The organism is Micromonospora sp. WMMB235, assembly GCF_001855515.1.
Lineage (GTDB): Bacteria > Actinomycetota > Actinomycetes > Mycobacteriales > Micromonosporaceae > Micromonospora > Micromonospora aurantiaca.
On record NZ_MDRX01000001.1, the window covers coordinates 4687006 to 4713806 of the forward strand.

23 protein-coding genes and 1 tRNA gene are annotated in these 26801 nt (G+C 72.1%); 11 read left to right on the plus strand and 13 right to left on the minus strand.

The features are described 5' to 3' along the window. The first annotated feature begins 5 nt into the window (after positions 1 to 5). Complete coding sequence (locus tag BFV98_RS20615; RefSeq protein WP_030273817.1) at positions 6 to 1121, plus strand: ABC transporter ATP-binding protein; 1116 nt, start codon at positions 6 to 8, stop codon at positions 1119 to 1121. Continuing rightward, on the plus strand, positions 1118 to 2221 hold the full coding sequence (locus BFV98_RS20620; protein ID WP_013289045.1) for an ABC transporter ATP-binding protein: 1104 nt from the start codon (positions 1118 to 1120) through the stop codon (positions 2219 to 2221). The genes BFV98_RS20615 and BFV98_RS20620 overlap by 4 nt, the downstream gene beginning before the upstream one ends. 53 nt (positions 2222 to 2274) lie before the next feature. Here BFV98_RS20620 and BFV98_RS20625 read toward each other — a convergent pair whose 3' ends face one another. Then, positions 2275 to 2727, minus strand: coding sequence for a hypothetical protein (locus tag BFV98_RS20625; protein ID WP_071097486.1), 453 nt, complete (start codon positions 2725 to 2727; stop codon positions 2275 to 2277). After that, positions 2709 to 3368 (minus strand): HNH endonuclease family protein, encoded by a 660-nt coding sequence (locus tag BFV98_RS20630; protein ID WP_013289043.1) that lies wholly within the window; start codon positions 3366 to 3368, stop codon positions 2709 to 2711. Before BFV98_RS20630 ends, BFV98_RS20625 begins: the two co-directional genes overlap by 19 nt. A 108-nt stretch (positions 3369 to 3476) precedes the next feature. Between BFV98_RS20630 and BFV98_RS20635 the strand changes: the two genes are divergently transcribed. Next, a complete protein-coding gene (locus tag BFV98_RS20635) occupies positions 3477 to 4922 on the plus strand; it encodes an MFS transporter (RefSeq protein ID WP_071097488.1) in 1446 nt (481 codons plus the stop codon). Between the two features lie 121 nt (positions 4923 to 5043). On the opposite strand, the gene leuA is transcribed toward BFV98_RS20635, so the two are convergent. Both leuA and BFV98_RS20645 read right to left on the minus strand, forming a co-directional pair. Continuing rightward, a complete protein-coding gene (gene leuA, locus BFV98_RS20640) occupies positions 5044 to 6789 on the minus strand; it encodes a 2-isopropylmalate synthase (protein WP_013289041.1) in 1746 nt (581 codons plus the stop codon). A gap of 270 nt (positions 6790 to 7059) precedes the next feature. Next, on the minus strand, positions 7060 to 7824 hold the full coding sequence (locus tag BFV98_RS20645; protein WP_225319527.1) for a hypothetical protein: 765 nt from the start codon (positions 7822 to 7824) through the stop codon (positions 7060 to 7062). A gap of 238 nt (positions 7825 to 8062) precedes the next feature. Between BFV98_RS20645 and BFV98_RS20650 the strand changes: the two genes are divergently transcribed. Further along, positions 8063 to 9328, plus strand: a complete 1266-nt coding sequence (locus tag BFV98_RS20650) for an aspartate kinase (RefSeq protein WP_013289039.1) — start codon at positions 8063 to 8065, stop codon at positions 9326 to 9328. A 6-nt stretch (positions 9329 to 9334) separates the two neighbouring features. Further along, the gene (locus BFV98_RS20655; protein ID WP_013289038.1) at positions 9335 to 10396 is read left to right on the plus strand and encodes an aspartate-semialdehyde dehydrogenase; all 1062 of its coding nucleotides are present in this window, start codon (positions 9335 to 9337) and stop codon (positions 10394 to 10396) included. A gap of 179 nt (positions 10397 to 10575) precedes the next feature. On the opposite strand, the gene BFV98_RS20660 is transcribed toward BFV98_RS20655, so the two are convergent. After that, complete coding sequence (locus tag BFV98_RS20660; RefSeq protein WP_071097489.1) at positions 10576 to 12033, minus strand: diguanylate cyclase domain-containing protein; 1458 nt, start codon at positions 12031 to 12033, stop codon at positions 10576 to 10578. Between the two features lie 178 nt (positions 12034 to 12211). Here BFV98_RS20660 and BFV98_RS20665 point away from each other — a divergent pair, with 178 nt between their 5' ends. From BFV98_RS20665 to BFV98_RS20675, 3 genes are all read left to right on the plus strand, one after another. Next, positions 12212 to 12991 carry a phosphodiesterase gene (locus BFV98_RS20665; RefSeq protein ID WP_071097491.1) on the plus strand — a complete coding sequence of 260 codons (780 nt, stop codon included), beginning with the start codon at positions 12212 to 12214 and terminating at the stop codon, positions 12989 to 12991. A gap of 12 nt (positions 12992 to 13003) precedes the next feature. Beyond that, entirely contained in the window at positions 13004 to 13696 is a 693-nt protein-coding gene (locus tag BFV98_RS20670; protein ID WP_030273805.1) for a hypothetical protein, read from the plus strand. Positions 13697 to 14097: 401 nt separating this feature from the next. Then, complete coding sequence (locus tag BFV98_RS20675) at positions 14098 to 15840, plus strand: bifunctional UDP-sugar hydrolase/5'-nucleotidase (RefSeq protein WP_071097493.1); 1743 nt, start codon at positions 14098 to 14100, stop codon at positions 15838 to 15840. Between the two features lie 57 nt (positions 15841 to 15897). Here the strand turns inward: BFV98_RS20675 and BFV98_RS20680 are convergent, their stop codons facing one another. Beyond that, positions 15898 to 17181, minus strand: coding sequence for an MFS transporter (locus BFV98_RS20680; protein WP_071097495.1), 1284 nt, complete (start codon positions 17179 to 17181; stop codon positions 15898 to 15900). Positions 17182 to 17291: 110 nt separating this feature from the next. Here BFV98_RS20680 and BFV98_RS20685 point away from each other — a divergent pair, with 110 nt between their 5' ends. Beyond that, complete coding sequence (locus BFV98_RS20685) at positions 17292 to 17765, plus strand: hypothetical protein (RefSeq protein WP_225319843.1); 474 nt, start codon at positions 17292 to 17294, stop codon at positions 17763 to 17765. 51 nt (positions 17766 to 17816) lie between these two features. On the opposite strand, the gene BFV98_RS20690 is transcribed toward BFV98_RS20685, so the two are convergent. The 4 genes from BFV98_RS20690 to BFV98_RS20705 form a co-directional block, all read right to left on the minus strand. Then, positions 17817 to 18920, minus strand: coding sequence for a calcium:proton antiporter (locus BFV98_RS20690; RefSeq protein ID WP_013289031.1), 1104 nt, complete (start codon positions 18918 to 18920; stop codon positions 17817 to 17819). A 76-nt stretch (positions 18921 to 18996) separates the two neighbouring features. Beyond that, positions 18997 to 19671, minus strand: coding sequence for an HAD family hydrolase (locus tag BFV98_RS20695; RefSeq protein WP_071097497.1), 675 nt, complete (start codon positions 19669 to 19671; stop codon positions 18997 to 18999). A gap of 82 nt (positions 19672 to 19753) precedes the next feature. Then, positions 19754 to 19830: transfer RNA gene (locus BFV98_RS20700), tRNA-Pro, on the minus strand. A 131-nt stretch (positions 19831 to 19961) separates the two neighbouring features. After that, positions 19962 to 20855 carry a metallophosphoesterase gene (locus tag BFV98_RS20705; RefSeq protein WP_013289029.1) on the minus strand — a complete coding sequence of 298 codons (894 nt, stop codon included), beginning with the start codon at positions 20853 to 20855 and terminating at the stop codon, positions 19962 to 19964. A 25-nt stretch (positions 20856 to 20880) separates the two neighbouring features. Here BFV98_RS20705 and BFV98_RS20710 point away from each other — a divergent pair, with 25 nt between their 5' ends. Further along, the gene (locus tag BFV98_RS20710) at positions 20881 to 21336 is read left to right on the plus strand and encodes a GatB/YqeY domain-containing protein (protein WP_013289028.1); all 456 of its coding nucleotides are present in this window, start codon (positions 20881 to 20883) and stop codon (positions 21334 to 21336) included. 73 nt (positions 21337 to 21409) lie between these two features. On the opposite strand, the gene BFV98_RS20715 is transcribed toward BFV98_RS20710, so the two are convergent. Then, on the minus strand, positions 21410 to 23854 hold the full coding sequence (locus BFV98_RS20715; protein ID WP_013289027.1) for a transglycosylase domain-containing protein: 2445 nt from the start codon (positions 23852 to 23854) through the stop codon (positions 21410 to 21412). Between the two features lie 403 nt (positions 23855 to 24257). Between BFV98_RS20715 and BFV98_RS20720 the strand changes: the two genes are divergently transcribed. Further along, positions 24258 to 24578, plus strand: coding sequence for a WhiB family transcriptional regulator (locus BFV98_RS20720; protein WP_013289026.1), 321 nt, complete (start codon positions 24258 to 24260; stop codon positions 24576 to 24578). A gap of 9 nt (positions 24579 to 24587) precedes the next feature. Here BFV98_RS20720 and BFV98_RS20725 read toward each other — a convergent pair whose 3' ends face one another. Continuing rightward, complete coding sequence (locus BFV98_RS20725) at positions 24588 to 25736, minus strand: ArsA-related P-loop ATPase (RefSeq protein WP_030273791.1); 1149 nt, start codon at positions 25734 to 25736, stop codon at positions 24588 to 24590. Positions 25737 to 25790: 54 nt separating this feature from the next. Continuing rightward, the gene (locus BFV98_RS20730) at positions 25791 to 26765 is read right to left on the minus strand and encodes an ArsA-related P-loop ATPase (protein WP_013289024.1); all 975 of its coding nucleotides are present in this window, start codon (positions 26763 to 26765) and stop codon (positions 25791 to 25793) included. Between the last annotated feature and the right edge of the window lie 36 nt (positions 26766 to 26801).

Sequence of the window (26801 nt, forward strand, 5' to 3'; positions counted from 1 at the left end):
CAGTCATGGCACTGCTCGAAGTGGACGACCTCTCCGTCACGTTCGCCCGTCGTGGGCAGCGCACCGTGCACGCGGTGGACGGGGTGTCCTTCTCGGTCGACGCCGGCGAGGTGGTCGGCCTGGTCGGCGAGTCCGGCTGCGGCAAGAGCGTCACGTCGCTGGCCATCATGGGCCTGCTGCCCAAGCAGCCGGGCCTGCGCGTGGGCGGCAAGGCGGTCTTCGACGGCACCGACCTGCTCCAGCTCGATGACCGGTCCCGCCGCGACATCCGCGGCCGGGACGTGGCGATGATCTTCCAGGACCCGCTGTCCTCGCTGAACCCGGTCATCCCGATCGGGCTCCAGGTGACCGAGGTGCTGGCCCGGCACCGGGGCATGAAGGGCGAGGCGGCCACCAAGGAGGCGGCCGCCCTGCTCGACCGGGTGGGCATCCCGGACCCGCGGCGGCGGCTCAAGGAGTACCCGCACCAGCTCTCCGGCGGCATGCGGCAGCGGGCGCTGATCGCCATGGCTGTCGCCTGCCAGCCCCGGCTGCTGATCGCCGACGAGCCGACCACCGCGCTCGACGTCACCATCCAGGCGCAGATCCTGGAGCTGCTCAAGGACCTGGTCCGGGACTCCGGCACCGCACTGGTGATGATCACTCACGACCTCGGCGTGGTGGCCGGCATGTGCGACACCATCAACGTGCTCTACGCCGGCCGGGTGGTGGAGACGGCCACCCGTCGTCCGCTGTTCCGCCAGCCCCGGCACCCGTACACCGAGGGGTTGCTCGGTTCGGTGCCGCGCCTGGACGCCGGCCGCGGCGAACGGCTGAACCCCATCCCCGGCTCGGTGCGTGACGTGCTGCCCTGGCCGGACGGCTGCGCGTTCGCCCCGCGCTGCGCCCGCCGCGTCGACGCGTGTGTGGGCGAGCCGCCGGAGCTGGTGCTGACCCACGACGCGCGCAGCTACCGCTGCGTCAACCCGGTGCCGGTCCCCGGCCTGACCCCGGAGGCGGACGCCCGCGCGACCGCGCCGACGACCGCCGAACCGGGTGCGGTGCCGGCCCAGGCCGAGCCGGCCGACCCGCCCGCCGTGCCCGGCTTCGGACCGGCTCCGCGCGAGGAGGAGACCCCATGAGCGACAACGACATCCTCGTCGAGGTCCGCGATCTGAAGGTGCACTTCCCGATCCGCCGGGGCGTGATCTTCGACCGCACGGTCGGGCACGTCAAGGCGGTCGACGGGGTCGACCTGAGCATCCCGCGCGGCAAGACGTACGGGCTGGTGGGCGAGTCGGGCTGCGGCAAGTCCACGCTCGGCCGGGCGCTGCTCCAGCTCAACCCGCCGACCAGCGGCGAGGTGAAGTTCGACGGCGTCGAGCTGACCACGCTCCCCGCCGGCAAACTGCGCGCGATGCGCCGCCGGATGCAGATGATCTTCCAGGATCCGATGTCCAGCCTGGACCCCCGGCAGAACGTCGAGTCGATCCTGACCGAGGGCCTCCAGACCCACGGCATCGGCGCGAACCGGGACGACCGGCGGCGGATCATCGGCGAGACGCTCGACGCGGTGGGCCTGCCGAAGTGGGCGCTGTCCCGCTACCCGCACGAGTTCTCCGGCGGCCAGCGCCAGCGCATCGGCATCGCCCGCGCGCTGGTCCTCGGCCCGGAGCTGATCGTCGCCGACGAGCCGGTCTCCGCGCTGGACGTCTCGATCCAGGCGCAGGTGGTGAACCTGCTCGACGAACTCCAGGACAGCCTCGGCCTGACCTACCTGGTCATCGCGCACGACCTGGCCGTGGTGCGGCACATCTCCGACATCGTCGGCGTGATGTACCTGGGCGCGCTGGTGGAGGAGGCGCCGAGCGACCGGCTCTACACCGAGCCGCTGCACCCGTACACCCGGGCGCTGATGTCGGCGGTGCCGGTGCCGGACCCGGACGTGGAGGACCGGCGCGAGCGCATCCTGCTCGCCGGTGACCTGCCGTCGCCGGCCAACCCGCCGTCGGGCTGCCGGTTCCACACCCGCTGCCCGTGGGCGCAGCCGACCCGCTGCGCCGACGAGCGGCCGGAGCTGCGCCAGATCGGCGCCAGCCGGGTGGCCTGCCACTGGGCCGAGAAGATCGCCGCCGGTGAGCTGCGCCCGCACGAGGTGACCGCGAAGATCACCCGGCCGGAGGGGGAGGGCGAGGAGCCGGGCGTGGTCTCCGCGCCCAGCGAGCCCGGATCGTACGTCTGACACGACGAAGCGCGCCCCCACCCGGGCCGGGTGGGGGCGCGCCTTGTCGTCGGTCAGCCCTCGGGGCGGTTGAGCAGGCCCACCGCGATCGTGTGCACGGCGTCGAGCGCGGCCGGGTCGGCCAGTGGCGCGGAACCGCCGGTGACCGCGTACCACTCGTCGGCGTCCTTGTACTGCACCCGCAGCGTCACCCGGCCGTCGGCGTGCTCGGTGCGCAGCGTCAACTCGCCGGTCACCACGCCCACCTCGTCGGTCATGACCCCGCCCGGACCTGCGGTGATGTCCGAGGTGCGGTCCGCCGGTCCGCCCGGTGCGCCCCCGGCCGGTGCGCCCGGCACCACGTCGGCGGTCATGCCCGCCCCGGCGACGTCCGCGGACGCCGGCTGCCGGCCGTCCGCCGTCATCCCGGCCGAGGCCGGACCCGCCGGTGCCGACTCCGGGGCCGGTGCGGCGTCTGCCTCCGGCGCCGGTGTGGCGTCCGGCCCGGTCACGGTTTGCTCGCCCATGTGCAGCCCTCCAGCATGTCGGTGAGAGCGGCCTTCTCGGCACTTGTCACAGTCAGCCGCCAGTAGTGCTTGACCGTCACCCAGTCCGCCGCGTACTGACACCAGGACGACCGGTTCGGCGGCTTCCACTGGGACGGATCCTGGTCACCCTTTGCCCGGTTGGACCGCGCCGAAACCGCGATGAGCTGCGGCCGCGTCAGGTCGTTGGCGAAGTCGCCGCGCTTCGAGTCGTCCCACTCGTCCGCGCCCGAACGCCACGCGGCGGCCAGCGGAACGGTGTGGTCGATGTCCACGTCCGACGGATCGTTGAGCACCACACCGTCGTAGACGCTCTCCCACCGCCCGCCCACCACGTTGCAGCCGGACAACTTGATGCCCTCGCCGTCGCGTTGCAGCACGCTGTCGCGGACGTCGCAGTTCTTGCCGGTATCCCGCCAGTGCGGGAAGCGGGAGCGGCTGTAGCCCTTCATCGACCCGGCGGTGGCCACTGTCAGCTCACCGAGCTGCTTGTTGACGTTCCCGGTGGCACTGGGCGGCGCCTCCGGCTCGGTGACCGACACGTCGCAGCCGGCCACGCCGAGGGCGAGCACCGCGCTCAGCGCGGCCGCCAGCCCGGCTCGGGCTCCTGATCTCGTACGCACAGACGACACCTCTCCAGCTTGCGTGCTCCGGGCGAGTCCGCACAGTACCCGGCGGCGGTTTCCGCGATTCGTGGCGTCGACGGTGGGCGGCGGGCAGAGTGGTGAGACGTGACCGCACCCGCTCCCGCGCTGCGTACCGGCTCCGCCGCCGGACGCGGCACGCTGCTCGCCGCGATCCTCGCCTCCGGCATGGTGTTCCTGGACAGCACTGTCGTCAACGTCGCGCTGCCGCGGCTCGGCGCCGAACTGGACGCCACAGTCGCCGGTCTTCAGTGGACCGTGAACGGCTACCTGCTCATGCTCGCCGCGTTCGTGCTGCTCGGCGGCGCGCTCGGGGACCGGTTCGGCAGGCGGCGCGTCTTCCTGCTCGGCGTGGTCTGGTTCGCTGTGGCGTCGGTGCTCTGCGGGCTGGCCCAGGACACCGGCTGGCTCGTCGCCGCCCGGTTCCTCCAGGGCGCCGGCGGGGCGCTGCTCACCCCCGGGTCGCTGTCCGTGCTCCAGGCCAGCTTCCACCCGGACGACCGGGGCCGGGCCATCGGCACCTGGTCCGGGCTGTCCGGTGTGTCCACCGCGCTCGGTCCGCTGCTCGGCGGCTGGCTGATCGACACGCTCTCCTGGCGGTGGATCTTCTTCGTCAACCTGCCGCTGGCCGTCGGCGTGGTGCTCGCCGCGCTGCGCTGGGTGCCGGAGAGCCGGGACGAGGAGATATCCCGCACCGGGGGCGGGCGGCGGCGGTTCGACGTGGCGGGCGCGCTGCTCGGCGCGCTCGCGCTCGGCGGTGTCACGTACGCGCTCATCGACGCCCCGGCGCGCGGCCTGGACTCCCCGGCGGTGCTGGTCGCGGCGGTGCTCGGGGTGGTCGCCGTGGTGGTCTTCGTGCTGGTCGAGCGGCGGCGCGGCGACACCGCGATGCTGCCCACCGGGCTGTTCTCCAGCCGGCTGTTCTCCGTGCTGAACGTCTTCACAGTCGTCGTGTACGCGGCGCTCGGCGGGTTCACCTTCTTCCTCGCCGTCTACCTGCAGAACGTGGTCGGCTGGTCGGCGCTGCTCACCGGCCTGGCCACAGTGCCGATGACTGTGCTGCTGCTGGTCGGCTCGCCGCGCGCGGGCGCGCTGTCGGCGCGCATCGGCCCCCGGCTGCCGCTCACCGTCGGGCCGGTGATCGCCGCCGTGGGTCTGCTGCTGTTGCGCCGGGTCGGGCCTGGTGCGTCGTACTGGGTGGACGTGCTGCCGGGCGTGGCGCTGTTCGGCGCCGGGCTCACTCTCGTGGTGGCGCCGCTGACCACGTCGGTGCTCGGTGCCGTCTCGGACCGGTTCGCCGGGGTGGCGAGCGGCTTCAACAACGCCGCGTCCCGGGCCGGTGGTCTGCTCGCGGTGGCCGCGTTGCCGCTGCTGGTGGGGCTGTCGGGCACCGGGTACGAGCAGAAGGGTGCGCTGGCCGACGCGTACCGGGGGGCGCTGGCGTGGTGCGCGGGGCTGCTGCTGGCCGGCGCGGTGCTCGCCGCCGTGCTGATCCACCGCCCCCGGCGGGGGGAAGGAAGGGCCCCTTCTTAACGCCTCCGGTAGAGGAAGGGCCCCTTGTTAACACTCGGGCCATTCGGGCGCGGGCGTTAAGAAGGGCCCCCTCCTATGCAGAATGCGTTAAGAAGGGGCCCTTCCTTACACCTCAAGCACCTCAGGCGCGGGTGCGGTTCACCGCGCTCGTGACCGCCTTGATCGAGGCGGTGACGATGTTGGCGTCCACCCCGACGCCCCACACCGTACGGCCGTCCACCTCGCACTCCACGTACGCGGCGGCCTGCGCGTCCCCGCCGGAGGACAGCGCGTGCTCGTGGTAGTCGAGCACCCGTACCGCCACGCCCAGGGACTGCAACGCGTTGACGTACGCGTCGATCGGGCCGTTGCCGACAGCGGTGAGCTGGCGGGTCTCGCCGCCGAAGCCGACGCGGGCGTCGATCTCGACCTTGCCGTCGACGGTGCCGATCGTGTACTCGGCCAGCTTCACGGCCGGGTCGACCTGGTGGTCGACCAGGTAGTTGCGGGCGAAGATCTCCCACATCGCGCCCGGCTCGACCTCGCCGCCGTCGTGGTCGGTGACCTGCTGCACCACGCCGGAGAACTCGATCTGGAGGCGGCGCGGCAGGTCGAGCTGGTGCTCGGTCTTCATGATGTACGCGACGCCGCCCTTGCCGGACTGCGAGTTGACCCGGATGACCGCCTCGTAGGTGCGGCCCAGGTCCTTCGGGTCGATCGGCAGGTAGGGCACCGCCCAGGTGAAGTCGTCCACGGGCACCCCGGCCGCCGCCGCGTCGGCGTTCAGCGCGGCGAAGCCCTTGTTGATCGCGTCCTGGTGCGAGCCGGAGAACGCGGTGTAGACCAGGTCGCCCGCGTACGGGTGGCGCTCGTGCACCGGCAGCTGGTTGCAGTACTCGACCGCGCGCTTGACCTCGTCGATGTTCGAGAAGTCGATCATCGGGTCGATGCCCTGGGAGAACATGTTCAGGCCCAGCGTCACCAGGTCGACGTTGCCGGTGCGCTCGCCGTTGCCGAACAGGCAGCCCTCGATCCGGTCGGCGCCGGCCAGCAGGCCCAGCTCGGCGGCGGCCACGCCGGTGCCCCGGTCGTTGTGCGGGTGCAGGCTCAGCACCAGGCTGTCCCGCCGGGGCAGGCGCCGGTGCATCCACTCGATCGAGTCGGCGTAGACGTTCGGCATCGCCATCTCGACGGTGGCCGGCAGGTTGATGATCAGCTTGCGGTCCGGCGTCGGGTCGATCACGTCGATCACCGCCGAGCAGACCTCCAGCGCGTACTCCAGCTCGGTGCCCGTGTACGACTCCGGCGAGTACTCGTAGTGGATCTCGGTGTCCGGGGTGTGGATCTCCGCGTACTTCTGGCACAGCCGCGCGCCCTGGGTGGCGATGTCGGTGATGCCGTCGCGGTCCAGGCCGAAGACCACCCGGCGCTGCAGCGTCGAGGTGGAGTTGTAGAAGTGCACGATGGCCCGGTGCGCGCCGCGCAGCGACTCGAAGGTCCGCTCGATCAGGTGCTCCCGGCACTGGGTCAGCACCTGGATGGTGACGTCCTCGGGGATCAGGTCCTGCTCGATCAGCTGCCGTACGAAGTCGTAGTCGGTCTGGCTCGCCGACGGGAAGCCGACCTCGATCTCCTTGTAGCCCATCTGCACCAGGAGCTGGAACATCCGCCGCTTGCGCTCGGGCGACATCGGGTCGATCAGGGCCTGGTTGCCGTCGCGGAGGTCGACTGCGCACCAGCGGGGCGCGGCCTCGACGCGGCGGGTGGGCCAGGCGCGGTCCGGCAGGTCGACGCCGAACTCGCTGTCGTACGGAACGTAGCGGTGGACCGGCATCCGGCTGGGGCGCTGGCGGGCGAACGGATCGGTCTCGGTGACAGGTTGAGCCATCTCGGAGTGCTCCCTGGAACATGTGGCGTCAGCAGATCGGAAAGGTGTCGGCGGGCTGCCGGGCGACGGTGCGCGGCGGTGCCGAGAAGAAGATCGGATGTGCTGGACGGCGCGTAGCGACTCCGCGACGAGGTGCCGGCCGGTCAGGCCTCGTCGCGGCAGCCAAGGAGAAGGTACGCGCGCCACATGACAAGGTCACCCTACGTGGTGGGACGTGCAGTGGGAAGGCTCGTCCGGACTATGGGATCAGAGTCACCGGATCGGGGCCGGCTACGGGGTCCCCGGACTCGGGGCGTCCCGTCCCACCGGCTCGCCGTCTGTCACCGCACCGGCCAGCTCGACGGTGCCCGGCGCGGCGCCGGGCTCGCCGGTCAGCGTCAGGGTGCCGAATCCGGCCCGTACCGCCGCGGGTGTGCCGTCCTCCCGGAAGCAGTAGATGCCCACGTCCAGCGGCGCGTTGAGCGATGCCGAGGTGCTGTCGACCGTGTAGCAGGGGCCGGTGGCGCCGGGCAGCGGCTCGGCGGGGGACACCGCGAGCGGCGCGCGCCGGTCGGTGAGCACCTCCAGCCAGTCGGTGAACGGGTGCTGCACGCGGGGGTCGAGCCGGCGCGGCACCGCGTCGTCGGCGTCGCCGAGGCGGACGCAGGTCGCCGCCTGCGCCCAGCCGGCCGAGGGCAGCGCGCACTGGAACAGCCCGTCGGACGTGCCGGCGAGCGAGACGTCCACCGTGCCGGCGTGCCCCCAGCCGGGCACGTCGACCCGCCAGCTGCCGTCGTTGGCGCTGGTCACCGACACCGTGCGGGGCGTGCCCTCGGCGGGCGCGAACGCGTACGTGGCGGTGAGGTGCCGGTCCTGCGCCGCGGCGGCCAGTCCGGCCAGTTCCTCGCGGGCGGCGTCGACCTGCACCGGGACCGGGTCGGCGGTGCCGGTGGGCGCCGCCTCGGGGTGGCCGCCGTCGCAGGCGGCCAGCAGTACCGGCAGGGTGAGCGCGAGCACGCCGGTCAGCCGGCGGGCCGCACGTCGATGAGCGTGCACCGGCTCATTCTGCGTCGTGGGGAGGGTCCAGGTCAGCCCACCGTACGGCTGTACCGCTTGGCGTGTCGCGTACTCCCGGGCTGGTGAGCCGCCCCACGGCGGGGCCGGATGGTGGGATCACCCGACCCGGCCTCGCGGGCCGCCCGATAGGCTGAGGCGGTCTGACACGCGCCGCCGGACCGAGAGAACCGGCGGCGTCGGCACGCTCAGGGTCGTCGCTGGGAGGGAGTGCACCGTCGTGGCACTCGTGGTGCAGAAGTACGGCGGGTCCTCCGTCGCCAACGCCGAGCGGATCAAGCGGGTGGCCGAGCGCATCGTGGCCGCGCGCAAGGCCGGCGACGACGTGGTGGTGGTGGTGTCCGCCATGGGCGACACCACCGACGAGCTGCTCGACCTGGCCAACCAGGTCAGCCCGCTGCCGCCGGGCCGTGAGCTGGACATGCTGCTCACCGCCGGGGAGCGGATCTCCATGGCGCTGCTGGCCATGGCCATCCACAACCTGGGGTACGAGGCACGCTCGTTCACCGGTTCGCAGGCCGGCGTGATCACCACCTCGGTGCACGGCCGGGCCCGGATCATCGACGTGACCCCGGGGCGGCTCAAGGGCGCGCTGGACGAGGGCGCGGTGGTCATCGTCGCCGGTTTCCAGGGCGTCTCGCAGGACACCAAGGACGTCACCACGCTCGGGCGGGGCGGTTCGGACACCACTGCCGTGGCGCTCGCCGCCGCGCTGGAGGCGGACGTCTGCGAGATCTACACCGACGTGGACGGCATCTTCACCGCCGACCCGCGCATCGTGCCGAACGCCCGGCACATCAAGCAGATCACGTACGAGGAGATGCTGGAACTGGCCGCCTGCGGCGCGAAGGTGCTGCACCTGCGCAGCGTCGAGTACGCGCGGCGCGCGGGCTTGCCGATCCACGTCCGTTCGTCATACTCGACCAACACCGGCACGATGGTCACCGGATCGATGGAGGACCTTCCTGTGGAACAGGCACTGATCACCGGGGTCGCCCACGACCGCAGCGAAGCGAAGATCACGATCGTCGGCGTGCCCGACGAGCCGGGCGCCGCCGCGTCGATCTTCGACACCGTGGCCGGCGCGGAGATCAACATCGACATGATCGTGCAGAACGTGTCCACCGAGGGCACCGGCCGCACGGACATCTCGTTCACGCTGCCCAAGGCCGACGGCCCGACCGCGATGACCGCGCTCAGCAAGATCCAGGAGTCGGTCAAGTTCAAGGGCCTGCTGTACGACGACCACGTCGGCAAGGTCTCCCTCATCGGCGCGGGCATGCGCTCGCACCCGGGCGTGGCCGCCGGCTTCTTCGCCGCGCTCGGCGCGGCCGGCGTGAACATCGAGATGATCTCCACGTCGGAGATCCGGGTCTCCGTGGTCTGCCGCGACACCGACCTCGACAAGGCGGTCCGCGCCATCCACGACGCCTTCGAGCTGGGTGGTGACACCGAAGCCGTCGTCTACGCCGGCACCGGGCGGTAACGCGCCATGGCGTCGCTGCCCACCCTCGCCGTGGTCGGGGCGACAGGTGCCGTCGGTACGGTGATGTGCCAGATCCTCTCCTCCCGGCGCAACGTGTGGGGCGAGATCCGGCTGCTCGCCTCCGAGCGGTCGGCCGGCCGGCGCGTGCAGTGCCGGGGCGAGGAGCTGACCGTCCAGGCGCTCACCGCCGACGCGCTCGACGGCGTCGACGTGGCGATGTTCGACGTGCCGGACGACGTCTCCGCGGAGTGGGCCCCGGTCGCCGCCGCGCGCGGCGCGGTGGTGGTGGACAACTCCGGCGCGTTCCGGATGGACCGCGACGTCCCGCTGGTGGTCCCCGAGATCAACCCCGAGCAGGTACGCAACCGGCCCAAGGGCATCATCGCCAACGCCAACTGCACCACGCTGGCGATGATCGTGGCGGTCGCGCCGCTGCACCGCGAGTACGGGCTGCGCGAGCTGGTGCTCGCGTCGTACCAGGCGGTCTCCGGGGCGGGCCAGGCCGGCGTGGACGCGCTGCACCTCCAGCTCGGCAAGATCGCCGGCGACCGGGTGCTCGGTTCCCGCGCCGGTGACGTGCGACAGGCAGTCGGCGACGAGCTGGGTCCGTTCCCGGCCCCGCTGGCGCTGAACGTCGTACCGTGGGCGGGCTCGCTCGCCGACGGCGGCTGGTCCTCCGAGGAGATGAAGCTGCGCAACGAGTCGCGCAAGATCCTCGGGCTGCCCGACCTCAAGGTGTCCGCCACCTGCGTACGGGTGCCGGTGGTGACCGGCCACTCGGTCGCCGTGCACGCGGTCTTCGCCACCGAGGTGGACGCCGAGGGCGCCCGTGAGGTGCTGCGCAACGCGCCGGGCGTGATCCTGGTCGACGACCCGGCCGCAGGGGAGTTCCCGATGCCGATCGACGCCGTCGGCACCGACCCCTCGTGGGTGGGCCGGATCCGCCGCGCGGTGGACGACCCCCGCGCTCTGGACCTCTTCGTGACGGGCGACAACCTCCGCAAGGGCGCCGCCCTCAACACGGCCCAGATCGCCGAACTCCTGGCCAAGGACCTGACCCGCCCATAACGCCGCCCTCCTCCCGCCGCCCTCCCTCCCGCCGCCGCCCCGTCCGGCGTTGATCTTGCACTTTCGGCCCTGCTTGTGGGGCATATGCGGCATTTGCCAGGGCCTAAAGTGCAAGATCGCGGGGGAGAGGGGTGACGGGAGAGGGGTGACGGGGGCGGGGGCGGGGCGGACGGAGTGGGTCAGGCGGCGGAGAGGTGGACGCCGTCTCGGCCGTGGCGCTTCACGGCGTAGAGAGCCTGGTCGGCTCGGTGCAGGGTGCGTTCGGGAGACTCGCCGGGTCTCGGCAGGGCGATGCCGACGCTGATCGTCCGGCCGGTACGCCGGGCCGCCTCGGTGAGCCGCTCGGCGATCCGTACCGCCTCCTCCGGGCGGCTCACCTCGATCACCGCCACGAACTCGTCGCCGCCGGTCCGGTACAGCTCGTCGCCCTGACGTAGCGCGCCTTCGAGCGCCCGGGCCAGCCCCACCAGGAGCCGGTCACCGGCCTGGTGGCCGTACGTGTCGTTGACGTCCTTGAACCCGTCCACGTCGATCGCCAGCAGCGCGGTACGCCCCGGCGTGGCGGTGGCGATCCGCTGCCCGAACGGGCCGGTGTGCCGCAGCCCGGTGAGCGGGTCCGAGCTGGCCTGCTCGCGGAGCCGGGCGAGCGTACGCAGCCGGTCCAGGCAGGTCCACGCCTGCCCGGCGAGCAGCTCGATCAGGTTGACTGTGGTCGGGTCGGGGCGCAGGCGCTGCTCGTCGGCGACGAGCAGCACGCCACCGGAGGCCGGTGTGCCGACCGGCACCGCCACAAGCGTGCGCGCGCCGGCCCGGGTCAGCGGCAGGTACTCCTCGGTGGGCGGGTGGCCCGCCTCGCCCAGCGTGTACGCCGAGCCGTACCGGTGGGCCCGGTCGATCATGCGGTCGAGCGCGGCCGCTCCGGCCTCGTCCAGCTCGGCCCGGATCCGTGCCTCCAGCTCGCCCGGTGTGGCCGTGGGCGCGCCGAGGCGTGGGCCGCGCCGGCCGGTGAGCACCAGTACGGCGGCGGAGAGCGCTGAGACGTCCCGGGCCGCGGCGAGCGCGGCGGTCATCAGGTCCCAGTCGGTCGGGGCGGCGGTGAACGCGGCGGCGTGCCGGAGCAGCTTCTCGCTGCGGCTCTCGGCCGGCGGCCCGCCGAGCGCGGCGATCCGCCCGCCGAGTCGGTCGGCCACCAGCTCGGCTGTCTCCCGCCAGGCCGCGAGCACGACCGGCTCGCTCCACTGCAGGTCGAGCACCCCGATCGGACGGCCGTCCGGGTCGCGTACCGGCACGCAGAGTTCGGCTGTGACGTCCGGGCGGACCTCGAGGTAGTCGGGGTCGGCGCCGACGTCGGGCACGGCGGCGGTGGTCCCGGAGGCGTAGACCCGCCGCACCACCGAGGGTTCGGGCCGGTGGCGGCCCGGTGGGGTGCCGTCGGCGGTCGCCGGCACGTGCGAGAAGACCTGCCAGGCGCCGGTGGCGGCGACGCAGCGCAGACGGTCGTGGACGCGGAGCAGGACGGTGGCGGTCGCCGGGGTGTGCCGGGCGAGCGCGGCGACGGTCCACTGGCACGCCTCCGGGACGGTCGACGCCGTGGGGAGGCGCACCGTGACGTCGCGGAGGACTCGCTCGTGATCCACGTCGTTCCTGCTCGGAGGGGGTCGGGTCGCGATCAAGGGTACTCAGCGCAACCGCCGCCGACCTTCGTACACATGTGCTATCCACAGGCTGTGGACACAGCCTGTGGGCAGAAGCGGGCCTGCGCGGGGAGGGTGCGCGGCGATAGCGTGAGGGCCCGGGCACCCGAGGAGGCGGCCGATGCTCATCGCCCAGCTCAGCGACCCGCACGTGACCACCGGCCCGCTCGCGGCCGACCCGGCGTCCGGGTTGCACCGGGCGCTCGGCACGGTGCTCGCCCTGCGTCCCCGGCCCGACTGCGTGGTGATCACCGGCGACCTCACCGCGAACGGCCGGCCGGACGAATACCTCGCCCTGCGCGAGATCGTCGGCGCGTTCCCGCTGCCTGTGCACCTGGTGACCGGCAACCACGACGACCGCGAGTCGCTGCTCGACACGTTCGGCGGCGCCCCGTACCTGGCCGGTGGCTTCTCGGCGCACTACCACGTCGACCTGCCGGACGCGACGCTCGTGGTGCTCGACTCGCTCACCCCGGGCAGCCCCGGCGGACGGCTCGGCGACGAGCAGCTCGCCTGGCTGGACGGGGTGCTCGCCGGGCGTACCGACGCACCCGCCGTCGTGTGCCTGCACCATCCGCCGGTCGCGGTGGGCGTGCCGGGCATGGACGCGATGGGCCTCGCCGACGCCGACGCGCTCGCCGCCGTGGTCGGCCGTCACCCCCATGTCGTACGCGTCGCCGCGGGGCACCTGCACCGCCAGGTGACGAGCGCGTTCGCCGGTACGGTGCTGACGACCGCGCCGAGCACCTGGATCCAGGTGAGCCTGACCATGGCCGACGAGGAGGAGCCGGGTTTCGTCGCCGAGCCGACCGCCTTCCTGCTGCACCGCATCGCCGACGGCGGCTGCGTGACGCACACCGTCCAGGTCAGCCACGCCGCCGGGCGCACCTGCTGGTTCTGAACCGCGCCGCCGATGCTCTGGTACGTCGCGTACGGCTCGAACCTGCACGCCGCCCGGCTCGGCTGGTACCTGCGTGGCGGGTGTCCACCGGGCGGGCTGCGCACGTACCCCGGCTGCCGGGACCGCCGGCCACCGCGCCGGACGGTGCCGGTGCTGATCCCCGGCGGCGTCTACTTCGCCGGTGAGTCGCGGGCCTGGACCGGCGGCATGGCGTTCTACGACCCGCTGCTGCCCGGCCGGGCAGCAGCGCGCGGCTATCTGGTGACCGTCGAGCAGTTCGCTGACATCGCCGCGCAGGAGATGTACCGGCCGCCCGGCGCCGACCTGGCCGGGATCCTTGCGGCGGTCGAGACCGGGCGGGCGACGCTCGGGCCGGGCCGCTACGAGACGCTGCTGCGCGTCGGCGTCCACGAGGATCTGCCGATGCTCACGTTCACCGCGCCGCATCGGGCGGTGGAGGTGCAGTGGACCCGGCCCGCCCCGGTCTATCTCGGGATGCTGGCGCGCGGGCTGCGCGAGGCGCACGGCTGGGACGCCGCGCGGACGGTCGGCTATCTGGCGGGCCGGCCGGGGGTCGCCGGGCGGTGGACGCGTCCGGCGTTGCGCAGGCTCGTCGTCACCGCCCACAGCGGACCTCGGACCGGCACGCCCGGCAGTGAGTCGAGTTCGGACAGTTCGTTCGATATGCCGGGCCGTCGGACATGAACGACCGTTCGGTCCGCGATGGGTGTCCGGCAGGAGGTGATTCCGGCAAGGACGGTTGCCAGCGCAAGGATTTCCGCGTGACATGAGCGTCGGCGTCGGCTCCCTGTCCCTGGGAGCCGGCGCCTTCGACAGCGGCAGGCATCGACAGCGTGCGCCGCGCGGAATTTCACCTGACCGTCATGTCCGACTCGTCCGGCAGACCGGTACGGGCCGCTCAGGACAACGACGATTCCTGATGCCGCCCCGTTCGACCTGGCGGCCGGTGGATGAGAAGCTACCCCGGCGGGGCGGCGTTCCCCCGAGTACCGCCCTCCGCGATCGACACCTGTCACGGCACGGATCAGGGTCGCCGGGCGAACCATCGCCCGGACGCCACATACCGGCATCTCACGAGGAGTTCCATGTCCGTCACCGGGATGCGACGCCGGGCCGCCGTCGGCCTGGCCGCACTCGCCGCGACCGCGTTCACAGCGGTCGCCGTCACCCCCGACCAGGCCGAGGCCCGCCCGAAGCCGGTCGACGTCCAGTTGCTCGCGATCAACGACTTCCACGGAAACCTGGAGCCGCCGACCGGCTCCAGCGGCACCATCGAGGGCCAGCCGGCCGGTGGCGCGGAATACCTGGCCAGCCACCTGAAGTCGATGCGCGCCGCCGCCAAGCAGCAGGGCAAGGGCACTGTCACGGTCGCCGCGGGTGACCTGATCGGCGCCTCGCCGCTGCTCTCCGCCGCGTTCCACGACGAGCCCACCATCGAGGAGATGAACCTCGCCGGGCTGGAGTTCGCAAGCGTCGGCAACCACGAGTTCGACGAGGGCGCGGCCGAGCTGCTGCGCATGCAGCGCGGCGGCTGCCACCCGGTGGACGGCTGCGCCGACGGCACCCCGTTCGGTGGCGCCAAGTTCAAGTACCTCTCGGCGAACGCCTTCAAGACCTCCACCGGCCTGCCGCTGATGCAGCCGTTCGGCATCAAGATCGTCAAGGGTGTCCCGATCGGCTTCATCGGGATGACCCTGGAGGGCACCCCGAACATCGTCAGCCAGCAGGGCGTCGCCGGCCTGCGGTTCACCGACGAGGCCGACACCGCCAACAAGTACGCCAAGATCCTGCGCCTGCTCGGGGTCAAGAGCATCGTCGTGCTGCTGCACGAGGGCGGCGTGCAGAACGGCGGCGGCATCAACGACTGCACCGGGTTCAGCGGCCCGATCGTCGACATCGCCAACCGGATGGACCCGTCCATCGACGTGATCGTCAGCGGGCACACCCACGCCGCGTACAACTGCAACATCAACGGCAAGCTGGTCACCAGCGCCAGCTCGTTCGGCCGCCTGGTCACCCAGATCGACCTGAAGATCGACCCGCGTACCCGCGACGTGGTCACCGCGTCCGCGAACAACGTGGTGGTCACGCGGGACGTCGAGAAGGACCCGGCCTCGACGGAGCTGATCAACCGGTACAAGACCGCGCTCGGCCCGGTGGCCGACCGGGTGGTGGGCGAGACCACCGCCGCGATCACCAAGACCCAGGAGAACCTGTACCAGACCGGGGTCGACGTCAACGGCAAGCCGACGTACCAGACCGGTGAGTCGCCGCTCGGCAACCTGATCGCCGACGCGCAGCTCGCCGCCACCGACACCGAGCAGAACGCGGTCGCCGCGTTCATGAACCCCGGTGGCGTCCGCGCCGACCTCGACGCCGGCCCGGTCACCTACGCCGAGGCGTTCACCGTGCAGCCGTTCGCCAACAACCTGGTGACGCTGGACCTGACCGGCGCGCAGCTCTACTGCATGCTGGAGCAGCAGTTCACCGTCGCGCGCGTGCTCTACGCGTCCTCGACCGTCAACTATGTCGTGGACGTCAACGGCACCACCGCGCCGGCCGGCACGCCGTGCGCCGGCACCCGGGTGGTCCGGGGCAGCCTCACCATCAACGGCACCCCGGTGACGGACACCGCCACCTACCGGGTCACCGTGAACAACTTCCTCGCCGGTGGCGGCGACGGCTTCAGCGTCCTGACCGGTGGCACCAACGCGGTGACCGGCCAGATCGACCTGGACGCCTTCACCGCGTACCTGACCGAGAAGTCGCCGGTCTCCCCGCCGGCGCTGGACCGGATCCGCACGACTACCGAGGTCGCCGTCGGCTGACGGCCGACCGCACCGCCGACGGGCCCCGGAGCGCTCAGCTCCGGGGCCCGTTCGGTGTCAGGCCACGCCGGCCGGCTGCTTGGCCGGGGCGGGGGCCAGGCGGCCGTCCTGCGCGGCGGTGAGCAGCGGACGCAGCGACAGCGCGAGCACCGAGGCGGCCAGGCAGCCGCCCACCACGACCGCCACCCACACCCGGCCGTGCGCCGCGCCGATCAGCGGCCCGGCGGTGACCGGACCGACCACGCCGCTGATCCCGAAGATCATCGAGCTCATCGCGTTGTACCGGCCGCGCAGCTCGTCGGTGGCCAGCGCGTTTGTGAGCGCGGGCATGACCGGCGACAGCATCGTCTCGCCGAACCCGAAGATCGCCGAACAGGCCACCACGCCGAGCGCCGCGAGCACCGCGTTGCCGCTGCCCACCACACCCGCCGCGCCGAGCACCAGCCACGCGCCGGCGAAGACCGCGCCGACGGTGGCGAGTGCCCGGGTACGGCTGCGCCCCTCCAACCGCCGGATCACCAGCAGCTGCGAGAGCACGATCATCACGGTGTTCGCAGCGAGCGCCCACGCCACCACCCGGGGCGTCACCTCGACCACCCGGACCGAGTACGCCGCGAAGCCCACCTCGATCTGCGCGTACCCGCAGGTGGTGAGCACCAGGCCGAAGACGACCAGGCGGCGGAACGGCCGGTCCCGCAGCACCGTGAGGTAGCCGCCGCTCCTCCGGTCGTCGGCCTTCGCGCCCGTGGCCAGGATCGGCCGGTGCCCCACGTTCGGCAGCGTGAGCAGGATCAGGGCCGGAGTCAGGTAGCTCACCGCGTCCAGCAGGTAGATCACCTCGAAGGTGACCGGACGGGCCACGTCGACCACCGCGCCGGAGATCAGACCGCCGGTGCCGATGCCCAGGTTGAGCAGCGCGAAGTTGAGCCCGAAGACGCGCTGCCGCTCGCCGTCACCGGTCAGCGAGGCGAGGATCGTGTTCTGCCCGGCCCAGATCGCCGAACTGCCCACCGCGACGACCGTCATCACGCCGAACGCCGAGGCGGTCGAGTCGACCAGCGCCAGCGAGCCGGTCCCGACCGCCTCGATCACCAGGCAGGGCAACACCACCCGGCGCGCGCCGAACCGGTCGATGAACGTGCCGGCCAGCGGCGACAGAGCGAGCGTGACAGCGCCGAACCAGCCGATCACCAGCCCGGCCCGGGTGTCGGTCAGGCCGCGTACGTCGGTGAGGTAGATGAACAGGAACGGCAGGGTGAGGCCGCGCCCGACAGCGGAGAACAAGGTGCCGAGCAGGATCCGGCGGGCTTCGGGACGGGCGGGCAGGGCGCGGCGCAGCATGGCAGGGATTCTGTTCGGCGGGTACGACTACCGCGACCCGCTTACCCCTTACACACGTGGTCGCCGGGCCGGAAGGTGAGCGATCACACTTGCTCTGCCATGCTGACCCGGTGACCACGACCTGGCGGCACCTGCCCGCACCGGCCCGCGAGATCGCCGAGACGGCCACCGACGCGGTGAGCGCCGCGCAGGCCCGCGACGCCGAGGCGTACGCCCCGGCCGTCGAGCGGCTGGCCGCCGCCGACCGGGCCGGGCTGGTGCTCGGCGGCGTGGTCCGGCTGCTGCTGGAGGAGGGCCACCCGGACGGGCTGGACGGCGACGACGTACGCCAGGTGCTCGAACAGTGCGTCCGTTCGGCGGCGTCCTGGTGGCCCGACGTCGACCCGCACGTGCTGCTGGTGCTGCTGGCCGGCGCGCTCGGCGTCTACGACCCGGGCGACGACGAGAACCCGCCCGCCCCGGCGGCGATCGCCCGGCACGCGCCGCTGCTGGTGGCCGACCTGCTGGCGGTCACCGGGCGCCCGTTCGCCGAGTACCTGACCGCCGCGTTCGCCGAGGTGGCGCGCACGGAGATGCACGACTGACGGTTCTTGCCGGCGGCGCTTGCCGGTGCGCGGCCCGGCAGTGGGCCCCGCTTACGGGCTGGCGGCCAGGAAGACGAACGCGGCGAGCAGCACCAGGTGCACCCCGCCCTGGAGCACAGTCGCCCGTCCCGGCACCACGGTGAGCACCGCTGCCACAGCGGTCAGCGCCAGCAGCGTCATCTGGGTGCCGCCCAGGCCCAGCACCAGCGGCCCGTCCAGCCAGATCGAGGCGATCGCGATGGCCGGGATGGTCAGGCCGATGCTGGCCATGGCCGAGCCGAGCGCGAGATTGAGGCTGATCTGTACCCGGTCCCGCCGGGCTGCCCGGGCGGCGGCGAGCGTCTCCGGCAGCAGCACCAGCAGCGCGATGACCACGCCGACGAACGCCTGCGGCAGGTTCGCCGCGCCGACCGCCGTCTCGATCGCCGGGGAGATCGTCTTCGCGTCGCCCACCACCGCGACGAGCGCCACCACCAGCAGGGCCAGGCTGGCCAGCGCGGTACGCGTGGACGGCGGCTCGGCGTGCCCGTCACCGTTCTTGTCCTCGGCGAGGATGCTGCCCTCCTGCGTGACCGGGAGGAAGTAGTCGCGGTGCCGGCCGGTCTGCACCATGACGAACAGCAGGTAGAGCGCCAGCGAGGCGACCGCCGCGAAGGCGAGTTGCGCCGGGGAGAACTCCGGTCCCGGCCGGCTCGTGGTGAACGTCGGCACCACAAGGCTGAGCGTGGCGAGCGTGGCCACAGTGGCGAGCGCCCCGCCGGTGCCCTCCGGATTGAACACCGCGACCTGTCGCCGCAGCGCGCCGAGCAGCAGCGAAAGGCCGAGGATGCCGTTGCAGGTGATCATGATGGCGGCGAAGACGGTGTCCCGCGCCAGCGCCTGCGTCTTGTCCCCGCCGCTGATCATCAGCGTGACGATCAGACCGACTTCGATCACGGTGACCGCCACCGCGAGCACGAGTGACCCGAACGGCTCACCGACCTTGTGCGCGACCACCTCGGCGTGGTGCACAGCCGCCAGTACGGCCGCGGCGAGCAGGGCCGCCACCACGAAGATGAGCGGGCCGGGCAGCTCCCGTCCCCAGGTCATCACGAGCACGAGCACGGCGACCAGGGGCGCGACGGTGGTCCAATCGGTCAGGCGGGATCGGATCATCGGCGACATGCGCACACTTTGCCAGGAGGCAGGGGCAACCGCGCGTGGCGGGGTGGCTTCGGGCAGTTCCGTCGATCTAATCGGCCGAGGCCGGTTGCTCCACGTGGGCGGGCAGGTCACCGAGGTTCGCGATCACCGGTCCGATCCAGCCCGGATCGGTGTCCTGGTGTTCCGTGGTCCGGAGCACCGTCATGCCGGCCGCGGCCGCGCCGGCCAGCTCGCCGTCCGCGCCGTCGCCCACGTACACGCAGTCGGCCGGCGCGACGCCCAGCCGCTCCGCGGCGGTCCGGTAGATAGCCGGGTCCGGCTTGGCCAGCCCGACCTCGCAGGAGAACACCGTGACGTCGAAACGCCGGGCGAGCGTCCCGCCCGGCCACGCCTCGGCCGTCTCGGAAGTGGCGTTGCTGATCAGGGCCAGCCGGTGCCCGCGCTCGCGCAGCGCGTCGAGCACGTCCAGCGTGACGGGCGAGACGCGGCCCAGCACCCGGTGGGCGAGAGTCAGCCGATGCGCGGCGGCCCGGGTCACCTGCTCATCAGTCGGCGAGCCGCCGAGACGCGCGGCGAGGATGCGTACCGTCTCGGCCGCGTCCCACCGGACCAGGCGGTCCCGCCAAGTGGCGTGGTACGCGGAGACGAGCGCCGCCGGATCCACTCCGACGATGGGCGCCATCTCGCCGACCACCCGGTCCCGCTCGTCGTCGGCGCCGTGGACCAGGGTGTGGAAGAGGTCGAAGACCACCGGCCGTGGCATGGCGGGATCCTACTGCGACGGTGATCGGTGCCGGGAAAACGCAGAGGGCACATCCGATCGATCGGATGTGCCCTCTTACCTCTGGTCGGGGTGGCCGGATTCGAACCGACGACCTCTTCGTCCCGAACGAAGCGCGCTACCAAGCTGCGCCACACCCCGAGGCGTGCCGACAAATAGTAGCCCACCCGCCCGCACGGTCAAACTCGGTACCCCCCGCCCCGCGTACCCGGCAGATCTTGGTACGGATGAGCCCTCCGAGGGGCGGCCGCGTACCAAGATCTGCCGGGGGGTCAGCGGGGGATCAAGGTGAGGATGCTGGCCTCTGGGGGGCAGGCGAAGCGGATCGGGGCGGTGGGGTGGGTGCCGAGGCCGGCGGAGACGTGCAGCCAGGAGTCCGAGCCGGGCCAGCGGTGCAGCCCGCGCGCCATCGAGCGGGGCAGCCCGCAGTTGGTCACCAGGGCGCCGTACCCGGGCACGCAGACCTGGCCGCCGTGGGTGTGCCCGGCGAGCAGCAGACCGAAGCCGTCGGCGGCCATCCGGTCCAGCACCACGGGCTCGGGGGAGTGGGACAACGCGATCGAAAGCGCCGCGTCGCCACTGACCGGGCCGGCCACGGCGTCGTAGTCGTCCCGTTCGATGTGGGGGTCGTCCACGCCTGCCAGCTCGATCTCCCGCCCGCCGGCCTTGAGCGTGGTGCGGGCGTTGTTCAGGTCCGCCCAGCCGGCGCCGGTGAGGATGTCGCGCAGTTCCTCGTACGGCAGCGGCACGCCCTCGGTGTACTCCCGGTCGGGCAGGAAGTAGGTGAAGGGGTTCTTGAAGACCGGGCCGGTGTAGTCGTTGGAGCCGAAGACGAACGCGCCGGGCAGGTCGAGCAGCGGTTGCAGGGCGCGCAGCACGCCCGGCACCGACGCCGGGTGCGCCATGTTGTCGCCGGTGACCACGACCAGGTCGGGGTCGAGTGCGGCCAGCGAGGCCACCCAGTCCTGCTTGCGTCGCTGGTCGGGCATCATGTGCAGGTCGGAGAGGTGCAGCACCCGCAGCGGTTCGGCGTCGGTCGGGAGCACCGGCACGTCGTACCGGCGGAGGGTGAACATGTTGCGCTCAATGAGCGACGCGTACGCCAGGGTGGCCGCACCGGCGGCGACGGTTCCGGCCGCGAGCCGGAATAGTGTGCGCTTTCGCATGGCGTTCAGGGTAGTTTCACCGTCCATGAGCACGCTGAAGGACCGTCTCACCGCCGACATGCGCGCCGCTCTCAAGGCGCGCGACGAGCTGACCACCTCCACGCTGCGGATGGCCCTGGCCGCCGTGGGCAACGCCGAGGTCGCCGGCCGGGAAAAGCGCGAGCTCAGCGACGACGAGGTGCTCGCCGTGCTGACCAAGGAGGCCAAGAAGCGCCGCGAGGCGGCGTTGGCGTTCGCCGACGCCGGGCGCGCCGAGCAGGCCGGCAAGGAGACCGCCGAGGGTGAGGTGCTGGAGCGCTACCTGCCCAAGCAGCTCTCCGACGACGAGCTGGCCGAGCTGGTCTCGGGGGCGCTCGCCGCGGGCGGCTTCACCGGCAAGGCGCAGATGGGCCCGGCCATGAAGGCGGCCCAGGGCGCGGTGGCCGGCCGGGCCGAGGGTGGTCGGGTCGCCGCCGAGGTACGCCGCCAGCTCGGTCTCTGACCCCGGCGCTCCGGTAGCGCGGAAACGACGACGGCCACCTCCCGAGGGAGGTGGCCGTCGCTGTTGTCGGCTGTCAGTTCGGCGGTCGTCCCGGTCGGCCGCCGTTACCCGGTCCGCCCGGGCCACCCGGCCGGCCCGGTGTGGCGGTGTCGCCCTGCTCCGGGGTGCCCTGGCCGGAGCTGACCTCGATCATCACCACGCCACCCTTGATGGTGCGGCCGTCGGGGCTGGTGCCGGCGGCGGTGCCGGCCGGGCACTCCGACGGCACCTTGTTGCTGGAGACCACCGGCTCGAAGCCGGCACCCTTCAGCCGGGACTTCGCGGTCTCGATGGACTCGCACTTCACGCCCGGGATGGAGCGCTGGTCACCCAGGACGATCTTGCCGCTGGGCGGCGTGAAGTTCTTCCGCTCCTTGCCCTTCATGGCGTCGCGCAGCGTCTGGTAGACAGCCGGGTTGATGCCCTGGGGCGTCTCGTCGTGGCCCATCTTCTGGTTGGTCTGCGGCCAGTCCGGGTCGGCCATGATGCCGGCCACCGCGTACTGCTTGGTCATCGCGACCAGCGCCGAGGTGCGGTCGGAGTCGGTGGTGCCGGACTTGCCGGCCACCGGCGCGTTGACGATGTTGCGGACGTTGCCGGCGGTGGCGGGGCCGCACTTCGTGGTGGAGGAGCGGTCACCGACCGGGCAGCGCGCGGCATCCACGGCGGCGCGGGCCACCTCGGTGCTGACCCGCTGCTCGCAGCGGGGGTTGGCGACGTCCAGCTTCTCGCCGTCCGGGCCACGGATCTCCTGCACCGGGATCGGCTCGCAGTACTTGCCGTCGGCGGCGAGCGTCGCGTACGCGTTCGCCAGCTCCAGCGGAGTGGTCTGGGAGACGCCGAGGCTGAACGCGCCCCACTGGTGCGGGTTGGCGGCGAGCTGCGCGTCGCTCGACGAGCGGAACGTGATGCCGAGCTTCTGCGCGGCCTTCACCACGTTCTCCGCGCCGACCCGCTGCTGGAGGTCGATGAAGAACGTGTTGACCGAGAAGCCGAAGCCGCTCCACATGTTGTGCATGCCGGCCATCGCGGGGTTGGCGTTCTTCGGGCAGTACTTGCTGGTGCCCGGGCAGGCGGCGGGCGAGTTGAACTCGACCGGGTAGTCGGACTTGAACACCGGCTGCGCGTTGATGGGGTAGCTGAGCGGGTAGCCCTTCTCCAGCGCGGCCACCAGCGTGAAGATCTTGAAGGTCGAGCCGGCCTGGTAGCCGGCGATGCCGGGACCGCCGGTGACCAGCGGGTTCACCGTGTTGGGGTAGTTGCCCCGGATCTTCTTCTTGGCCTTCTTCGGGTCACTGGAGATCTTGTTCTGCGGGTCGGCCGGGTCGTCGAGCTTGAAGTTCCGGTTCACCGCCACGGCGCGCACCCGGCCGGTGCCGGGTTCGACGGCGGCCACCATGCGGGCCGCCTTGCTGCTCTCGCCGAGCTTGTTGCGGACGGCCTTGTCGGCGCCCTTCTGGGCCTGGACGTCCAGGGTGGAGACGATGGTGTAGCCGCCGCTCTTGAGCCGCCGCTCACGGTCGTACGAGGTGGCGCCGAACGTCTCCTGCTGGAGCCACCAGCGGTAGAGGTAGTCGCAGAAGAAGCCCCACGAGCGGGTGGTGGTCTGGGTGCAGCCGTTCGGGGTGCGCTTGCCCTTGACCTGGAGCTTGATCTTCTTGGCGGCGTCCGCCTCCTGCTGGGTGACCGCGCCGATCTGCACCATGTTGTCGATGACGTAGTCGCGCCGGCCGACCGCCTCCGGGTAGCCCGCCTTGGTGGTCGGGTCGAACGCGGTGGGTGCCTTCACCATGCCGGCGAGCATCGCCGACTCCTGGATGTCGAGCTTGCTCGGCGGTTTGTTGAAGTAGACCTGGCTGGCCGCCCAGATGCCGTACGCGCCGTTGCCGAACGCGGCGATGTTCAGGTAGCGCTCCAGGATCTCGTCCTTGGAGAGCTCCTTGTCGACCTGGAGCGCCAGGCTCATCTCGCGCAGCTTGCGGCCGCTGGTGTCCTCGGTCGCGGCGACCACGTCGGCCGGGTGGGTGGCCGAGTAGGAGATGGCCAGCCGGACGTACTGCATGGTGAGCGTCGAGGCGCCCTGCCGGGAGGAGCCGGAGGCCTGGTTGTTGACGAAGGCCCGCGCCACACCGTTGATGTCCACGCCGTTGTGCTTGTAGAAGTCGTGGTCCTCGGCCGCGATGATGGCCTTCTGCATGTACGGCGAGATGTCCTTGAGCTTGACGTCCTTGCGGTTCTCGTCGTACATCGTGGCCAGCACGGTCTTGCCGTCGGACGCGAGCAGCCGGGTGATCTGGGGCGCCCGGGCGACTGTCAGCTCCTTGGGCAACGCATCGAACGTCTCCGCCCCCGCCTTGGCGGCCAGTCCGGACATCGCCGCCACGGGGAAGGCCGCCGCGGCGACCACCACTCCGGCCAAGAGGCCGCAGATCAGCAGCGATGCGGCGTTGGTCAGCACGTTGTGGTCACGTTTCCGCATCCAGGTCACCTCGACAGGGTACGCGAGTAGGGAACGGCGGGCGCGCGGGGAACTTTCCCCATTTCCTGCACGCGCCGGCCTCGTTGTGCTAAACGCACGAGCCCTGGTCCGGGGTTGCGTGAGATCCGGCGGAAGTCTCTCCGAAGTCCGGGAGTGGCGCAGCGTTTTCACGTACTCGGGCGGGGTAGTCGCGGGGCGAAAGCCCGGGAAGCCGGGAGTGTCCGGAATGATGGATTTCGCCGACAACGTTGCGTAATCGGGCGACTACACAGCATGATGGTGGCGGCGACCGCAGCCATGAGTCGTTCGTGCCGCCCTGGGGAGGCCGGCGCGAACGACCGGGGGGATGTACGAGGGCTGCTCGCGCGAAGTCGGTAGGTACTGCAAGGGGGGACGTGTACAGATGGGCATGATCACTGACTGGCCGTCACTGGCGGCATGTCAGAACGGAGACCCGGACGCGTTGTTCGTACAGGGCGCCGAACAGAACGTGGCGAAGAGGATCTGCCGGAGCTGCCCAGTTCGGTACGAGTGCCTGGCCGACGCGCTCGACAACCGGATCGAGTTCGGCGTGTGGGGTGGCATGACCGAGCGCGAGCGCCGGGCGTTGCTGCGCCGTCACCCGCAGGTCACCAGCTGGCGCAAGATGTTCGAGGCGGCCATGAAGAAGAACGCCAAGGAGAAGGCCGGCAAGGACAAGATCCTGGTCACCACGGCCAACTGACCGGACCGGTCAGCTCCGGCTGATCGCCTCGCCGATCGTCCGCAGCCCGTCGACGTCGTGCACGTCGGCGGGCTGCGCCGTCACCGACACCGCCGGCACCGCCGGGAACGCCTCGGTGAACCGGGCCGCCACCTGCTCCTCGCGTACCGCCTGCTGGGCCAGCGCGGCGTGCGCGCGCAACACCTCGACGGTGCCCTCGTGCCCACCCACGCCGGCCAGCCGCTCCGCGGCGGCCAGGCTCTCCGCGGCGGACAGGTCCGACGCCGGCCGGTGCACCCGGTTGAGCACCAGCCCGGCCAGCGGCATCCGCTCGGAGCGCAGGCGGCCGGCGAAGTAGGCGGCCTCCCGGACCGCGTCCGGCTCCGGCGCCGCGACCAGCAGGAACGCCGTCTCCCGGGCCTGGAGGATCCGGTACGTCTGCTCGGCGCGCTGCCGGAACCCGCCGAACATCGAGTCGAGGGCGGCCACGAAGCCGGACAGGTCGGTGAGCAGTTGGGCGCCGATCACCTTCTGCACCACCTTGGAGAACATCCCGAAGCTCGCCGTGACCAGGCTGAACATGCTCCGCCCGCCGCTGCGCGCGGGGGCCAGCAGCAGGCGCAGCATCCGGCCGTCGAGGAACCGGGACAGCCGGGCCGGCGCGTCCAGGAAGTCGAGCGCGGAGCGCGACGGCGGCGTGTCCACCACGATCAGGTCCCACTCGCCCCGGGCGTGCAACTGGCCCAGCTTCTCCATCGCCATGTATTCCTGCGTGCCGGCGAAGGTGGAACTCATGGCCTGGTAGAAGGGGTTGGCGAAGATCTCCGCGGCCTTCGCCGGGTCGGTGTGCTGAAGCACCACGTCGTCGAACGTGCGCTTCATGTCGAGCATCATGGCGTGCAGTTCGCCGCCGCTGGCCTCGACGTCGATGCCCTTGACCTGCCGGGGTGTGTTGTCCAGCTCGGTCAGGCCGAGCGACTGGGCCAGCCGGCGGGCCGGGTCGATGGTGAGCACCACCGTCCGCCGGCCGTGCCGCTCGGCCGCCCGCAACGCCAGCGCCGCCGCCGTGGTCGTCTTGCCCACGCCGCCCGCGCCGCAGCAGACCACGATCCGTACGCCGTCGTCGGCGAGGATCTGGTCGACGTCAAGCGGAGGCGCCGCGTCTTCGGAAGGCACCAATCGAGCGTATCGGTCCCGAGGGGCACTCTGCTCCGTGCCGGCCGCAGGTGTGAGTCAATCCGCCCGGACGAGGGCCTCGGCGAGCGTCTCCAGCCCGGCCCGGTCGACCCCCTCGGGCAGCAGCGGCAACTCGACCAGGGGCAGGCCGAGGTCCACCAGGTCACCCCGGAGGGAGTCCTCCAGCTCTCGGCGTACCTGCTGGTCACGGGCCTCTTCGACGAGCCCGGCCACGGTCGGGCCGTCGGTCGGCAGGCCGGCGGCGGCCAGCCCGCGCTTCAGCTCGGCCGCTGTCACCGCCCGCCCGGCCGGCACCGGCGGGCGGACGCCGTTGACGATCACGCGGCCGACCGGGAAACCGAGCTGGGTCAGCTCCGCCACCGCGTCGAGCGTCTCCTGGACCGGCATCTCCTCCAGCAGCGTGACCACGTGCACAGCGGTCATCGGCGACCGGAGCAGCGCGGAGACGCCCTCGCTCTGGGTCTTGATCGGGCCGACCTTCGCGAGCCGGGCGGTCTCCGCCGTCACGTTCAGGAAGCGGCCGATCCGCCCGGTCGGGGGCGCGTCCAGCACCACCGCGTCGTACGTCCGGCGCGACCCGCTGGTCCGGGTGGTCGCCTCCTTGACCTTGCCGGTGAGCAGCACGTCGCGCAGGCCCGGCGCGATCGTGGTGGCGAAGTCGATCGCGCCGAGCTTGCGCAGCGCCCGGCCGGCGGCGCCGAGCTTGTAGAACATGTCCAGGTATTCGAGGAGCGCCTCCTCGGCGTCCACCGCCAGCGCCCGCACCTCACCGCCGCCGGGCGCGTCGGCGAGGTGCCGTTCCTCGTACGGCAGCGGGTCGGTGCCGAAGAGCTGGGCGATGCCCTGCCGGCCCTCCACCTCGACCAGCAGGGTGCGCCGGCCCCCGGCGGCCAGGCCGAGGGCCAGCGCGGCGGCCACGCTCGTCTTTCCTGTGCCGCCCTTGCCGGTCACCACGTGCAGGCGGGCCGGCCATCTGCCGGCGGGCTCGGCCGGCTGCTCACTCGCTGCCACCCGTCGAGCCTAACCAGCCGTTGGGACCAGCTCTGT

Excerpts from the sequence above, each read along its gene's own strand:
- BFV98_RS20675 (WP_071097493.1), top strand. The coding sequence starts at position 14,098 with ATGTCCGTCACCGGGATGCGACGCCGGGCCGCCGTCGGCCTGGCCGCA.
- BFV98_RS20710 (WP_013289028.1), top strand. The coding sequence starts at position 20,881 with ATGAGCACGCTGAAGGACCGTCTCACCGCCGACATGCGCGCCGCTCTC.
- BFV98_RS20625 (WP_071097486.1), bottom strand. The coding sequence starts at position 2,727 with ATGGGCGAGCAAACCGTGACCGGGCCGGACGCCACACCGGCGCCGGAG.
- BFV98_RS20690 (WP_013289031.1), bottom strand. The coding sequence starts at position 18,920 with ATGATCCGATCCCGCCTGACCGATTGGACCACCGTCGCGCCCCTGGTC.
- BFV98_RS20665 (WP_071097491.1), top strand. The coding sequence starts at position 12,212 with ATGCTCATCGCCCAGCTCAGCGACCCGCACGTGACCACCGGCCCGCTC.
- BFV98_RS20695 (WP_071097497.1), bottom strand. The coding sequence starts at position 19,671 with ATGCCACGGCCGGTGGTCTTCGACCTCTTCCACACCCTGGTCCACGGC.
- BFV98_RS20620 (WP_013289045.1), top strand. The coding sequence starts at position 1,118 with ATGAGCGACAACGACATCCTCGTCGAGGTCCGCGATCTGAAGGTGCAC.
- BFV98_RS20720 (WP_013289026.1), top strand. The coding sequence starts at position 24,258 with ATGGGCATGATCACTGACTGGCCGTCACTGGCGGCATGTCAGAACGGA.
- BFV98_RS20615 (WP_030273817.1), top strand. The coding sequence starts at position 6 with ATGGCACTGCTCGAAGTGGACGACCTCTCCGTCACGTTCGCCCGTCGT.
- BFV98_RS20655 (WP_013289038.1), top strand. The coding sequence starts at position 9,335 with ATGGCGTCGCTGCCCACCCTCGCCGTGGTCGGGGCGACAGGTGCCGTC.
- leuA (WP_013289041.1), bottom strand. The coding sequence starts at position 6,789 with ATGGCTCAACCTGTCACCGAGACCGATCCGTTCGCCCGCCAGCGCCCC.
- BFV98_RS20680 (WP_071097495.1), bottom strand. The coding sequence starts at position 17,181 with ATGCTGCGCCGCGCCCTGCCCGCCCGTCCCGAAGCCCGCCGGATCCTG.
- BFV98_RS20705 (WP_013289029.1), bottom strand. The coding sequence starts at position 20,855 with ATGCGAAAGCGCACACTATTCCGGCTCGCGGCCGGAACCGTCGCCGCC.
- BFV98_RS20670 (WP_030273805.1), top strand. The coding sequence starts at position 13,004 with ATGCTCTGGTACGTCGCGTACGGCTCGAACCTGCACGCCGCCCGGCTC.
- BFV98_RS20715 (WP_013289027.1), bottom strand. The coding sequence starts at position 23,854 with ATGCGGAAACGTGACCACAACGTGCTGACCAACGCCGCATCGCTGCTG.